Consider the following 13409-nt stretch of genomic DNA (forward strand, 5'->3'; position numbering starts at 1 on the left):
CAGTTTATGAGTCCGAACAGTCGGCGGCGGTGGATATACGCGGTTTCCTATGTCGTGGTCTTCCACGTATTGCTCGCCTACGGTTTGCCGGCGGCGGTATTTTGGGGATTGGCGCTGCTGGCGGGCGTCGCCTTTTATCGCATCCAGCCCGCCGATGCGGTGGCCGTGGCCGGTTCGTTGGTGCTCGTCACCCTGGCGTATAGCCTGGCGCTCAAGGTGACGGGAATCGCCGACGCGATTTATTACCGGCCCGACGAAAAGCTGTCGATCTGCAGCGACGTACACGGCCATAACGCCTACATTCCCGGCGCCAGCGTCGACATGCTGATGCCCCACGGCGACTTGCAGTCGATGACCACGGTCAAGATCGGCGTTCCCCACCAAGTCACCTACCGGATCGATTCCTACGGCTTTCGCAACGACGCCGACTATCGCGGCGAGAAATACCTGCTCGTGGGGGATTCGTTCATAGCGGGATCCAGCAATACCCAGTCCGATTTGCTGAGCGCGCGTCTTGCCAGGGATTATGGAATCGCCGCGTACAATCTGGCGCACCCCGGCGACATCTCGGACTACGCGTCGTACCTGTCCGCTTTCAAAGCGAGCCATCACGACGACGCAAAGGCGCTGTTGTTCATCTTCGAGGGTAACGACTTCGTGCCCGCGCACAAAAAGAAGAAGGCCGGCCTATCCTCGTTTTTCAAGAATTATTTCAAGATTTTCTCGGACACCGACGTGTACCGAGTCACGAAATCCTTGTACAAACGAGCGCTGCGATCGGACAAGATCGCCGACTCCAAGGACGTGTTTTTCGCCGAGATAAAAGGGATCAAGATCGGATTTCTGCAGCACTATATCGACGTGACGCGCAACGCCGGCCAATCGCCGATCGTTAGCTTCGAGGAGACGCTGAAAGGCATGAGCCCCGATGTGGCGCACGTATTCTTCATTCCCACCAAGTACCGCGTTTATCATCGCTTTATTGACCCGCAAGAGTCGTTGCCCAATGCGTCCTGGGATTATTTGCGCGGCGTTTGCCAGGCGAACAGCCTCCGTTGCACCGATCTGACGCCCCAGTTGGTCAAAGCTTCCGTCGAACTATTGGAGAAAGGCGAGCTGACTTTTTGGCCGGACGACACCCATTGGAACGGCAACGGCGTTGCAGCGGCAGCCCGCGTAGTCGCCGATGTTTTACGGAACGAGCGCTAGATTCATGCCTCGAGCGGAGAAGGCACAAGGTGGGCGCACGGAGAAAAAACAATGAAAGTGGTTGACACGCAGGGGCGATTCACTATCCTTGTGCGCATCCTTGGAAAGCGCTAGTCAACCATGAGCCTAGGCCAACGCCTGAAAACCGCCCGAGAAGCGAAAAAGCTGACCCAGCTGAGCTTGGCGCAGCGGTCCGGTGTCAGCCAGCAACTGATCTCCCGCTTGGAAGGCGGCCACATCGAATCCACCACGGAAATATTCCCTTTGGCCGACACCCTTGGCGTGGATGCCCGTTGGCTGGCGACAGGGCAGGGCTCCATGAGGGACGGTTCGGAGGAAAACGCGTCGAAACCGCTGATCCACGTGCCGGTGGTGTCCTGGGTGGCGGCCGGGAATTGGCGGGAAATGATCGAGGACGACGAGCATAAGAGCATAGCGGTCACGTGCAAGGTCGGCCGTAATGCCTACGCCTTGCAAATCAAGGGGGATAGCATGGAACCGGTTTTTCCCAACGGCTCCTACATCGTGGTGGATCCCGACTTGGAACCGCGTCCCGGCAATTACGTGGTGGTGCGCTTGAACGAAACCCACGAGGCGACATTCAAGCAACTCATCGTCGAAGGCGGCATTCAGTACTTAAAGCCGCTCAATCCGCGCTATCCGATCATGGAGGTGCGGCAGGAAGCCAGTTTCTGTGGCGTGGTGCGCCATATGGAAATGGGTTTCGGCTAAAAATTTTTTGCCCACGAAAACTACAATTATAGTTTTTCGAATGGCTTAGGACGAGCCATCGTTGATCGCAGGACGTTTAACAACCCCATCGGGAGACCTTGACCATGATCGCGCGACTGATTTTCGTGTTGGAGCAGATTGTTAACTGGCTGGAACGTTACAACGAGGAACGCGCTAGGCGCGAAGAGGAGCTGCGCCGCGCTCGTTCCATCCGCCTCGCCAATATAGAGCGGGAAAAATTGGCCCGTTTGGGGATGTTGTGACGGGATTTGGAATCGTTGCGGAAACCTGAACGTTCAATCCGCCGTCATCGGAGCGCCGAGCGGCACCAGACAAGCGACCAGCAAGGATGGGGCCGGAGAAGGAGCAATCAGGCTGACGATTTCGGTCCATGGCCGCGCAGCCGTGCTCCGGGCCTAAAAGCTTTCCGCTTTCAGGAACCGGTAAATCTCGCCAATCCAGGGTCGCCGCTGCTGATAAATCCCCGAAGCGCAGACGAATCGCCAGCAGCGATGCGTCTTTCTTGTCCCGGTTCTGAATCGTCCGGACCGTCACGCCGAAGAACTTGGCGCAACGTTCCGGTTGGCCAAGTGCATCTTAACCCGCGCGGTAAAAACCGAACGCCCGCGACGCTTGCTCATGTTCTTTATTTGTCGGTGCTTGCGACGCACGGCGTAACAAGCATCGTAACCACCTCCTCCAAACGCTGCTTCTGTCATTGCGCATAATGTATATTATGTTAAACGGTGTCGTAGCCACCATGGCACTCATGGCAAAACAGCTGCTGCGCTTGAAGCCCAATAACAAACCGCCGCTGGGTATACATGGGCTGCGCAGGGACTCGCTTCGGATCCTGGGGAAATGCGGCAGGCTGTGGCGACAACCAGCGTTGCGGCTATTCGCGGCGTTTCTGTCTCTACCATCCGGGGTTGGAATAATTACGGATCGCTACCGACGGTCGGCCGTTTGTTTTGGCTGAACGAGGATTTGAGCGCAACGGCGAGGACGCTACTTCGGGGCGGCGACCCGGGCCGGCGCCGGAAAGGTTTGGGTCTGCGTGTTTCGGCGCCCAGGCGTGTTTGGTATGGACGGGCGCGAGCGGCTGCCTTTTTCAACGACCGGCCGTTATCATATGCTCCCTATCCCCTTCCCCGGAGACTGTGCTGGTGCACTATTTCAAGTATTCGCTAATCGTAACCGTGACGGGCTTGTTGCTGGCATGGTGGTGGGGCGGCAATGTGGCGCTGTTTCTGGCGGCCATCCTGGCCGTGATGGAAATCGGACTTTCTTTCGATAACGCGGTGATGAACGCCGCGGTTCTGCGCCGCATGGACGCGGTATGGCAACGCTACTTTCTCACTTGGGGCATGGTGATCGCGGTATTCGGCATGCGGCTGCTGTTTCCCATCGCCATCGTCGCCGTTGTTACGGGCCAAAGTTTGGCGGAGGTCACCCTGTTGGCGTTGCACGATCCGGGGGAATACGCGCGGCGCCTGACATCGACTCACGTACAGATCTCGGCGTTCGGGGGCATGTATTTGATGCTGGTGTTTTTCTCTTTCATTTTCAACGATGAAAAAGAACTGCACTGGCTGGGTTGGATGGAACGGCAACTGGGACGGCTGGGCAAGCTGGAGTCCATCGAGGTCATCATGGCTTTGGTGACCCTCATCGTCGCCCAGGGTTTTCTGCCGGCCGACGACAAGCTGCCGGCCCTGCTGGCTGGCCTGTGGGGCATCATCCTGTACGTATTGGTCGGCAGCGTTTCGGCCTTGTTCGGCAGCGCGCAGCAACTGGGCAAAGGCGCCGGGGCCGGTTTTGTCTCGTTTATCTATCTGCAATTGCTGGACGCGTCGTTTTCTTTCGACGGCGTCATCGGCGCATTCGCCATCAGCAAGGATATCGTCATCATCATGCTGGGCCTTTCCATCGGCGCTATGTTCGTGCGTAGCTTAACGGTCATGCTGGTGCAAAAAGGCACGCTGGATGAGTATCTATTTTTGGAGCACGGCGCCCATTACGCCATCGGTTCATTGGCGCTGATCATGCTCATCGGGATGGTCAGCCACGTTTCCGAATTGGCGACGGGGTTGATCGGGCTGGGGTTTATACTGCTGTCGCTGTGGTCGTCGATACTCTACCGGCGCCGCAATGGCAACGACGCGTAACGGAAGGAACGTTCCTGCTGTTGCGTCGCCCTACCTCGCGGTGAAGCGCTCGAGCGTATCCAGCAGTTCGTTCATGCTCACCGGTTTGGCGAGATAAGCATCGAAGCCGGCGGACAACCCGCGTTGTATGTCGTTTTGCATGGCATTGGCGCTTAGCGCGACCACCGGGATCGCACTGGTTTCCTTGTGGGCGCGCAACCACCGCAACGCGGCATAGCCGTCCATGCCGGGCAAATTGATGTCCATCAATATCAAGTCCGGCCGATGGCTGCGCGCCAATTCCACGCCCAGCTCGGCGTCCGGCGCCGACATCATTTCGTATTGGGCATAACGCGCCAACAGGCGTTCCACCATGCGCAGGTTGGCCACATTATCTTCCACGTACAGCACTTTATAGCGAATCACGGCGACTCGCTCCTCGGCGCTGGGGGCTATCGCCACCGACGCTTGCCCCGCCGCGGCTTGCCCGCGAGGCAGGGTTACCCAGAACTCGCTGCCCTGCCCCACCTCGCTATGGACGCCGATTTCGCCGCCCATCATCTCCACCAATCGCTTGACGATCACCAGGCCGATGCCGGTGCCTTCGACGCCGCTGTGCTCCGCGCCCATGCGGTTGAACGCCTCGAACAAATGCGCTTGTTTTTCTTCCGTCAGGCCCTCGCCGGTATCGCTAACGGATATTCGGACGTAATCGCCGCCCACCGGTGAGCAGCCGACGCGCACGTCGCCCCCCTCCCGGTTGTACTTGATGGCGTTGGACAGCAGATTGAGCAGCACCTGCTTGAAACGCATTTCATCGCCTCGCAGCCAACAACCTTGAACGGACGCGCGTTCCAAATTGATGCGGATCTTTCGCTGGGCGGCTACCGGGCTCAACAAGGCTAGGCATTCGTCCAGCAACGGTTCCACCTCCATGTCGCCGACTTCCAGCGAGACCTTGCCGGATTCGATGCGCGACAGGTCCAAGACTTCGTTGATCAATTTCAGCAAATGCCATCCGGCCACCAGGATTTGGTCGACGCTGTCTTTCTGGCAATTGCTCAACGGTTCGTCCGGGTCGTTTTCCAGCAGCTGGGCGAATCCCAGCACCGCATTGAGCGGCGTGCGCAATTCGTGGCTCATGCGCGACAGAAACTCGGTCTTCGCGCTGCTCGCCCGCTCCGCTTCGTCCCTGGCTTGCAGCACCTGCGCTTGCAGCGCGCGGGTCTCGTCGGCCCGGCGCATGGCGTCCGCCACTACGGCCACCGTGGCGTCGAACGGCCGCAGGAATTCCAACAAGGCGTCGTCGTAGCCTTGCGCGCGATTGGCGATGCCGTACATGGCCACCATGCGGCCGCCGTAGTAAACGGGCACGCCGAGAAAGGTGCTGACGACGAGTTGTTGCGGCAGCATGCCGCTGCCGCGCGGGTCCGCCGCCACGTTATTGCTCAGCACCGGCTTGCCGCTGGTCAAGACGGAGCCCAGCAGGCTGTGCAGATTGTGTATCTCGACGCCCTGCCCGCTCCGCCCTTGATTCATGGCGCGGCTGGCTTGTTCGCCGGCATTGCTGCTCATGGCCTGGGTCAACAAATACGGCGAACCGCCCGCGTCGTACTTGACCTCGCCGAGCAGGCCGTATTGGCTGTCGGTGAGATCCACCAGGGCGCGCAGCAAATAAACGGCGATATCGTGGGTGTCCTCTTCGCCGATGTAGCGCAGCACCGCTTGGCGCAATACTTCCAGCAACTCCTTCTGCTTCAGGAGGGTCTCTTCGGCCTGCTTGCGCCAAGTCACGTCGGTGACGACGCCCAACAAATGCAGGGGACGGCCTTCCAGCGTGCGGGTCACGTCGCCCCGGTGGTTTAGCCAGTGGATGCTGGCGTCGGGCCACAAGACGCGATGCTCGAGGTCCAGGGCCAATCCGGAATCCAGGCAGGCGGCCATGGCCGCGGCGACCTGGTCCCTGTCGTCCGGGTGGACGGCGTCGAGGAAATCCTCGTAACTCAGGTTGCTCACGCCTTCGGGACCGCCGAACAAGGCGCCGACCCGCTCGGAGCAAATCACGTGATCGGTGGCGATGTCCCAATCCCACGTGCCCACATTGGCGTAATACTGGCTGCGTCGCAGCCTTTCGTCGCTTTCCGCCAATGCTTCCTGCACTTGTTTAAGGGCGGTCACTTCGGTGCGGATGGCGATGTAGCGTTCGGGAACGCCATGGGCGTCGCGCCCCAGCGGCATCACGCTGGACTCCACCCAGTAATAGCGGCCGTCCTTGCTCTTGTTGCGCAACTCGCCGCGCCACTCCCGTCCGGCGGCGATAGTGCGCCATAAATCGGCATACACTTCTGCCGGCATGTCGCCTTTGACGATGCGATGGTTTTGGCCAATCAGCTCTTGATGGGTATAGCCGCTGATCTGGCAGAATTTGTTGTTGGCATAAAGTATGGTGCCCTGGCGGTCGGTGATGCTGACGATGGCGTGTTGATCCAGGGCCAATTTGAAGTTTTGCAGGTCGTTTACCGCCAGCCGGGCTTGGCGCGCCGCCCATTGCAAGTCGCGATAACGCCGCACCCTGGCTTTCACCGATTCCAGCAACCGCGCTTCCGACACGGGCCCGCCCAGGTATTCGTCCCCGCCCTGGTACAGACCCGCGGCGCTCGGCGTTTGGCCGTCGCCGGACAACAACAAAATAGGAATGTCGGCGCAACCGTCGAATTGGCGAACCACCGCCGCGACTTCCGCCCCGGAGCAGTCCGAACGCTGCAAGTCGATGAGCAGCAGTTCCGGCGGCGCGGCGTCCAGCAACCGCACGACGGATTCGGGGTTTTCGAGTACCGTCACCGACATGCCGGCGGCCTCCAGCCAACGGCGATAGGGATTGGCCGCGGCGTCGCCGTCCTGCAGCAGCGCCACCCGGCAAGGCTCGTCGCCATGGCAGCTGATTAATCCGTCCAGGGCGTGGGCCACTTGCTCGATGTCCACGGGCTTGACGAAATAGTGGGCGGAACCGACGCGCGCGGCTTCCAGGCGAGACTGGAAATCGCTGCGCACGGTGAGGAAAACGATGGGCGCCGTCAGTTGCCCGCTACGACGCAGATCGGCCGCCAACTCAAGGCCTTCCCGCCCGCCGCCCAAGGCCACATCCATGATGGCGACATCGGGAGGCTGTTCCGCCACTGCCGCGGCGAAAGCATCGGTCCGGTCGAAATGACGCACGCGGTAACCGCGCAGCTCCATGCCCAAGCAAAAATCCCGGCTGAAGGCGGTGTCGGCCTTCAACAGATACACCGCGGCCTGGGCCCTGCGCTGCGCCATATCCTCGGCCGTCGGCAACATAAACGCGCTGTCGTCGACGATTTCCACCATGGACAGACGTTCCTCGTCCATCAGGCGTTGCGCCATGTCCAACCAGGACAGGAACGACTCCATTTGCGCCGTTAGCTGGGGGGACGGAGAACCGCACGCCGTGTCGCCGGCGCTGCGGAGAAATCGCTCGAATCCCTGCGCCACTTGGCTCAGGGCCGCATAACCGAACGTGCCGGCGGAACCCAGCAAGCGCTGCAACCGATCCGCCAGCGCCAAAAAATCATCGCGTTCGACCATGCCTTCGGCCTGCACGGCGTGCCATGCATCGGATATTTCGCGTATTTTTTCCGGTATTTGCCGGGAGTACTGCGCACGGAGGCGGCGCAGATGGCGTTGCGGATGGTCTTTATGGTTCACGGGTGGCGGTGATCTTAGCGAGCGGGAAATCCGCCTTATAACTGAAAATGACTAACAACCTAGCTTAGTCGGCGAAAAAACCTTTACCAGTATTAAGGAAATAGGCGCCTACCTCAAGTCACATAGCGGACAAAACGCCGTTTGCGGCGGCAGCGCCTCGATCGCATGCTTCCTCGAAGATCGAAAAGCCGCTCAAGTCGGCATGGGCCAAGCGGATACGCCCCAACGGCTGCGCCGCCAGCATACCGCGCGCTTCGCCCCACACGGCGCCCACCAGCGGACGCGCCATGGCGTGGCCGTAGCGCCGGACATAGAGCGCCGCCGCGCGGGACGTCAAGTCGCCGTAGACGTTGCCCAGGTCGGCCAACACGAAATTGCGCCAATAGCGCCAGTCGGACGCCATCAACTCGCGCCGCGCCTGCTGCGGCGAGCCGGTGCTCAACGCGTGGTACCAGGTAAACACGCTGCCTTCGCCCTGCATCCGCCACTGCTGGTGGGTGGCGACCACGTAGCCGAGGGATGGGCTGTCGTACAACACATTGTCCCAACTCAGCGGCACGCCGTGTTTTTCCTCGGGGAAAGCCTTGAGCACCAGATTCGCGACCACCCAGGGCGAATATTCCATGCCGGCGATCGCTTGCCGTACGCCGGCCGGACAATTGGCCAGCACGCCGGGCAACAGGAACAACGGCGCCGCCCAAATAACGTGGTCCGCCAGGTAGCGCACGGACCGTTCTTGCTCGGCCAGCCACACGTCCACCGCCACCCGCTCGCCCTGCCGCTCCATACGGAATACCGCCGCGCCGGTGCGCAACCTGTTTGCCAAACGGGTTTGCAGTTGGCGCACCAGCCAACCGTTGCCTTCGGGCCAAGTCAGCACGGTGCCGAGGTCGGCATGTTCGCCGACTCCGTCGCGGCTGGCGAAATAATGGATTCCGGCCCACGCCGACACCCGGTTGTAGTCGCAGCCATAATCGTCCCGGCAGGCGTAATTGGCGTACCAATGCAGGGTCGGCGCGTCCAAGCCCTGTTGCAACAACCAATCGCGCAGGGACAACCGATCCAACGCCAACAAATCCGCGTCGCGGGCGCTGGACTCCATGGGAATGGCGAAGGCTTTTTGTCCGTGAAGACCCCGCCGCGCCCTGAAAGCCGCCATCCACTCCTCGAAGCGGCGGTGTTGATCCCTGTCGCGCCGTGACATCCCCCGGCTTGGCGCAAGCCCTTCCTGCCACAATCCGTTGCGATACAACCGTTCCTGAGGCACGTTGCACAAATAGCGCTCCTGGTAGCGCGGGCGTTCGGCGTGGGGATCGCCTTCGATGACGCCCAGATCGGACAGCAGCTCCCGTATTACCCGGGATTCCCGCGTCGGCAACGGCAAATAATGGGCGCCCCAAGGATAGGCGGACACGGAGGACTGGCCCCAATGGGCGTTGCCGCCCACATGGCTTTCCATTTCCAGCAGCGTGAAATCGTCGAAACCGTGGCGCTGCAGCCACCAAGCGGCGGACAGTCCGGCGATGCCGCCGCCGGCGATCAGCGCGGGGATTTTTATGATTTCGCCGGGCGGCGTGGAGAGTAAGGCGCCGTCGCGCAGACGATGGCCCAGGGAATGATCGGGATCGACGAAACCGCCGGGAATCTCCCCTGTCCCGCTGCCGCCCCGGCAGCCGGCCAGCCAAGGCAGGCTCAATCCGGCGGCGAGGAATTCGCGGCGGTTCACGGCTAAACCTCCCGAGGTCTATCCCGCGTCAGTTGGCCGTTTCGCAGCGGTTGCGCCCTGCCCGCTTCGCCGTCAGCAAGGCCTGGTCGGCGCGTTGCAGGGTCTCCGCGACATCCTCGCCGGGGTGGCGATGGGCGATGCCGAAGCTGGCGGTAACGCCGATCACTTGCTCGCCGATGCGGATATTCGTGGATTCAACCGTTTGACGCAGGCGTTCGACGATATCGCCCGCCACGTCGGACGCCTGTTCCGGCATGATGATGAGAAACTCCTCGCCGCCCCAGCGCCCGCAAATGTCGTAGTCGCGCAACCCTGCTTCGAACACCCGCGCGATGGTCGCCAGCACCTTGTCGCCGGCGTCGTGCCCGTGGGTGTCGTTGATCGCCTTGAAGTGGTCGACGTCCACCATCACCAAGGTCAAAGGCAAGCGATAACGATCCAAGCGCGAGGCTTCCGCCTTCAAGCGGTTTTGCAGCATGCGGCGATTGCCCAGGCCGGTGAGGGAGTCGCGCAAGGACTCCTCCCTTAACGTCTCTTGCCGGTCCCGCATCAGCGATTGATAGCCGTCGGATATGCGCGCGACCTTCTCCAAGTATTTGAGCTGACGCCGGCATCGGTCGCTCAGAGACAGATTGGTTTCGCGGGCGGCGCTTTGGTAATGGTCGGAGATACGGGTAACGCGGTCGATTTGCTTTACTTGCTGCTGGAATTCCTTATAGAGGTCCGCCAGCGCTTGGTGCAGGGGATGGCCGTCGTACTGCGGATCGGCCAGCAGCGTCTCGACCGTTTGCTCGATGTCGTGCCCCTTGCGCATGTTCACGCGACGTTCGGGGTGATGACGAAGGGAAAAGTGCAGTCTTCCTTGAACTCCTCCGCCAGATCCGCCACCCGCTCGTTTTCCTCGTCGTAGAACCAGTTGACCGACACCTGCCGCCCCTGGCGATGAGCTTCCTCCAGCATGTCGAAAATGTCCATCATGGCTTTAACGCTGCTGGTGTTGAGATACAGCAGGTGTAAATTGGCGGTAAACGGCTTGTCGCTGTGGCAAATGAAGTCCTCCACCCAGGCGAGCACCGGGGTGAAAAATTCGAATGAGTTTTCCGGATAGGAATCCCCCCGCATTTCCAATACCCCTGCCTCGCCATTGCACAGGATAGTGGGAGTGGATGAGGTACCGTCGATTTTTAGGTCGCCCATGGGCGGGTGCTCCAGTGAGACATTAAATGGTGGCAATCAAAGTAAAAAAGGCGCGTCCGTTGCCCAGCTCACGCAAGGAGCAGGCGAACGGGGAAGAGGCTTTGCGCGCGATATCCAACAACCCCAGGCCGGCGCCCGACGCGCTGCCCTCTTCCCTGGGCTTGCGCAACTGATCCTTATAGGCCGCTTTCAATTGCGGCTTGTCCAAACTCGCCAGCGCTTCGATACGCGCGACCAGCGGCGGACCGTCCTCGGCATTGACGGTATTGCCGGCGGAAACGACGTAGTGGCCGTCGCCGTTTTGGGAGATGACCACCGTCGCGGACGATTCCTGTTCCGTCCAACCTTGGCTGGCGGCGTAGTGGCGTATATTTTGCGTCATTTCAATGTAGGCGGCGAACACGTCCATGGAGGTGGAGGCCGATTCGTTGCGCATGTAGTTGCGTAACGCATGGCCGATTTCCTCGATCAGGCTCTTGGTCAGCGGCCCATTAAAACATAGCAATACCCCGTTGCGGTTATAGCTTTGCTGTAGCTCGTATAGATCGATCGACTCCATGTTTCCCCCTCTAAACGCGTGCGATGTCAATATTCAATTGGGTTCGGCAAAGCGGACGCACAGCAGCGTAATATCGTCCCGTTGCGGGTTTTCGCCTTGCCATTCGGCCAGGGAGGACTCGAACCAACGCTGTTGCTCCGTCACTCGCCGGCCCGCCTGTTGCTGCACCCATTCGGTGAAGCGCGTGGTGCCGAAACCGAAACCCTTGTCTCCGCCGCTTTGATCCAGCAACCCGTCGGTGGTTAGATAAAAGACGGTATCGTTCCGCAGCGGAACCGCTTCGTTGGCGAACTGGCCCGGGCGCCGCTCCGCCAAGGCGCGCCGGGCGCCTTTGATGCTGCCGACCTCTTCCCCGCAGTTCCAGTACAAGGCGATCTTGGCGCCGGCGAATACCGCTTGCCCGGCCGCCTGATCCACGTAAACCAAGCCGGCCTCCATGTGGGTGGCCACCCCATGGGGATGATGGCCGCTGCCCAACATGGCGCGTAGGGCTTGGTCGGTGCGCGCCAGGATGCCGGCTGGATCGTCCATGCCCGCCTCGGCGATGGCCAGTTCGATGGCGGCGTGGCCCAGCATGGTCATGCAGGCGCCGGCCACCCCGTGGCCGGCGCAATCGGCCACGCCCAGCAAATAGCGGCCGTCTTGCTGGCAAAAAATGTAGAAATCCCCCCCCACCACGTCGCGGGGACGCCATAAAACGAAATGTTCGTCGCCGAATGCCGCCGCCAGGGAGCGCTCCGGCAAAATCGCGCGCTGAATCAGGCTGGCATAGGCAATGGAATCGTGAATCTGCTTGTGGGCCAGCGCCATCTTACGGTTCGCCAGGACCAAGTCGTGGGTGCGGCTTTTCACCGTCTCCTCCAACTCTTCCGTATGGCCCTGGACTTTCGCCACCATGGACGCGAACGCGTCGGTGAGCGCGCCGATCTCGTCGCCGCTGGACGGCGGCAAGGCGACGCTGTAGTTGCCGGCGGCCATGGCGCGGGCGGACAGCGTCAGCTTGGCCAGGGGGCGGAACACCAGGCGGTTCACGGCGAAGCTGAAGCCGAAGCCCACCGAGATCAACAAGGCTGCCGCAGCGAACATGGCGGGTATCAGCAGGCTGAGATCGACCAATTCCGCCACCGCCAAGTCCACGGCGGTCAAGACGTGCCAGTGCAGCTCGGGAATGTAGGAAACCGCCACGATGTGGGGCTTGCCGTGGAATTCGGCTTCGAACAAGCGCACGCCGCCGGGGTGGCCGGCGGCGTCGGCCAGGGCGTCGCGCGCCAGATCCGCGTCCTGCGGCCGTTCCAGCAAGCCGAATACGGAATGTTCGGCGGCCGCTTCCTTGGTGGCGGAGTTGTAGGCGATCAGGGAGTAGTCGGGATGGGCCTGAATGGCGCCTTTGCCGTCGAGGATGATGGGCGTGATGCCCGGCTCCGCCTGGTCGACGAAACGGCGCAAAAAGTCGGTAAGGTCGAGACCGCTGCCCACCAAGCCGATTTTGCGTCCGTTGTCTTCGACGATGACGTTGAGCCAAATTTTGGTGAGTTTCAGGCTGACGTCTATATCCACATTGACGTTAAACAGCTCCGTTTCGGCAATGGTGGTGAAAAACCATTGGTCCTTGTCCAGGTTCGGCACCAGCCGATAACGGGGCGAATCGTCGAACGCGCTCTTGTCGTCGTTGAAATAATAATTGTTGGAGAGTGCCGAAATGAGGAAATAAGACCGGTCGGTGAAGTCCCGGCGGAAGCTTTCCGCCTCGCGGAACGCCAGCGTTTTTTTGGCCGCGTTGCCTTCGTCCAACAGCCACTGGCGCACCAGTTCCGATTTTGCCAGGCGCAGCGACAGGGCCAGTTCCCGTTGCACCGGGGCGACGATGCGCTCACGGTTGAGCAGGGTCAGGTTGCGAGCCAGAGAGGTGCCGAGGTAATGCCGGATGGAGCTGACGGCTTGCCAGCCGATGGCGCCGGCCAAGAGGCCGGACAACACGCAGGTGGCCACCAGGGCCAGGATGGATTTACCGCGTAGATTCAACATCGGACATCAATCGAGGCTTTGCAGCAATGGCGGTTCGGTGAAGGCGGAGCGGCCAATCTAGCCGTTTGTCCCTATTACGGCAAGTGGCGCC

The 13409-nt window shown here is 60.8% G+C and carries 10 protein-coding genes; 4 read left to right on the plus strand and 6 right to left on the minus strand.

The window, feature by feature from the left end:
- Positions 1–6 precede the first annotated feature (6 nt).
- The 4 genes from K5607_RS08740 to K5607_RS08755 all read left to right on the plus strand — a co-directional run bounded on the left by K5607_RS08740 (position 7) and on the right by K5607_RS08755 (position 4109).
- On the plus strand, positions 7–1209 hold the full coding sequence (locus K5607_RS08740; protein ID WP_221048824.1) for an SGNH/GDSL hydrolase family protein: 1203 nt from the start codon (positions 7–9) through the stop codon (positions 1207–1209).
- Between the two features lie 120 nt (positions 1210–1329).
- Positions 1330–1941 carry a LexA family protein gene (locus K5607_RS08745; RefSeq protein WP_054772728.1) on the plus strand — a complete coding sequence of 204 codons (612 nt, stop codon included), beginning with the start codon at positions 1330–1332 and terminating at the stop codon, positions 1939–1941.
- A 104-nt stretch (positions 1942–2045) separates the two neighbouring features.
- The gene (locus K5607_RS08750) at positions 2046–2204 is read left to right on the plus strand and encodes a hypothetical protein (RefSeq protein WP_156302276.1); all 159 of its coding nucleotides are present in this window, start codon (positions 2046–2048) and stop codon (positions 2202–2204) included.
- A 903-nt stretch (positions 2205–3107) separates the two neighbouring features.
- Entirely contained in the window at positions 3108–4109 is a 1002-nt protein-coding gene (locus K5607_RS08755; RefSeq protein ID WP_054772735.1) for a DUF475 domain-containing protein, read from the plus strand.
- Between the two features lie 30 nt (positions 4110–4139).
- Here the strand turns inward: K5607_RS08755 and K5607_RS08760 are convergent, their stop codons facing one another.
- From K5607_RS08760 to siaA, 6 genes are all read right to left on the minus strand, one after another.
- A complete protein-coding gene (locus K5607_RS08760) occupies positions 4140–7811 on the minus strand; it encodes a response regulator (protein WP_054772727.1) in 3672 nt (1223 codons plus the stop codon).
- Between the two features lie 118 nt (positions 7812–7929).
- Positions 7930–9537, minus strand: a complete 1608-nt coding sequence (locus K5607_RS08765) for an FAD-dependent oxidoreductase (protein WP_054772726.1) — start codon at positions 9535–9537, stop codon at positions 7930–7932.
- Between the two features lie 28 nt (positions 9538–9565).
- The gene (siaD, locus tag K5607_RS08770) at positions 9566–10351 is read right to left on the minus strand and encodes a biofilm regulation diguanylate cyclase SiaD (RefSeq protein ID WP_054772734.1); all 786 of its coding nucleotides are present in this window, start codon (positions 10349–10351) and stop codon (positions 9566–9568) included.
- A gap of 2 nt (positions 10352–10353) precedes the next feature.
- On the minus strand, positions 10354–10734 hold the full coding sequence (gene siaC / locus K5607_RS08775; protein WP_054772725.1) for a biofilm regulation phosphoprotein SiaC: 381 nt from the start codon (positions 10732–10734) through the stop codon (positions 10354–10356).
- A gap of 22 nt (positions 10735–10756) precedes the next feature.
- On the minus strand, positions 10757–11293 hold the full coding sequence (siaB, locus tag K5607_RS08780) for a biofilm regulation protein kinase SiaB (RefSeq protein ID WP_054772724.1): 537 nt from the start codon (positions 11291–11293) through the stop codon (positions 10757–10759).
- Between the two features lie 33 nt (positions 11294–11326).
- Entirely contained in the window at positions 11327–13318 is a 1992-nt protein-coding gene (siaA, locus tag K5607_RS08785; protein WP_221048825.1) for a biofilm regulation protein phosphatase SiaA, read from the minus strand.
- Between the last annotated feature and the right edge of the window lie 91 nt (positions 13319–13409).

Source organism: Methylogaea oryzae, assembly GCF_019669985.1.
Lineage (GTDB): Bacteria > Pseudomonadota > Gammaproteobacteria > Methylococcales > Methylococcaceae > Methylogaea > Methylogaea oryzae.

What these genes read in the sequence shown, in the direction of transcription:
- K5607_RS08740 (WP_221048824.1), top strand. Translation starts at nt 7, where the DNA reads ATGAGTCCGAACAGTCGGCGGCGGTGGATATACGCGGTTTCCTATGTC.
- K5607_RS08745 (WP_054772728.1), top strand. Translation starts at nt 1,330, where the DNA reads ATGAGCCTAGGCCAACGCCTGAAAACCGCCCGAGAAGCGAAAAAGCTG.
- K5607_RS08750 (WP_156302276.1), top strand. Translation starts at nt 2,046, where the DNA reads ATGATCGCGCGACTGATTTTCGTGTTGGAGCAGATTGTTAACTGGCTG.
- siaD (WP_054772734.1), bottom strand. Translation starts at nt 10,351, where the DNA reads ATGCGCAAGGGGCACGACATCGAGCAAACGGTCGAGACGCTGCTGGCC.
- siaC (WP_054772725.1), bottom strand. Translation starts at nt 10,734, where the DNA reads ATGGGCGACCTAAAAATCGACGGTACCTCATCCACTCCCACTATCCTG.
- siaB (WP_054772724.1), bottom strand. Translation starts at nt 11,293, where the DNA reads ATGGAGTCGATCGATCTATACGAGCTACAGCAAAGCTATAACCGCAAC.
- siaA (WP_221048825.1), bottom strand. Translation starts at nt 13,318, where the DNA reads ATGTTGAATCTACGCGGTAAATCCATCCTGGCCCTGGTGGCCACCTGC.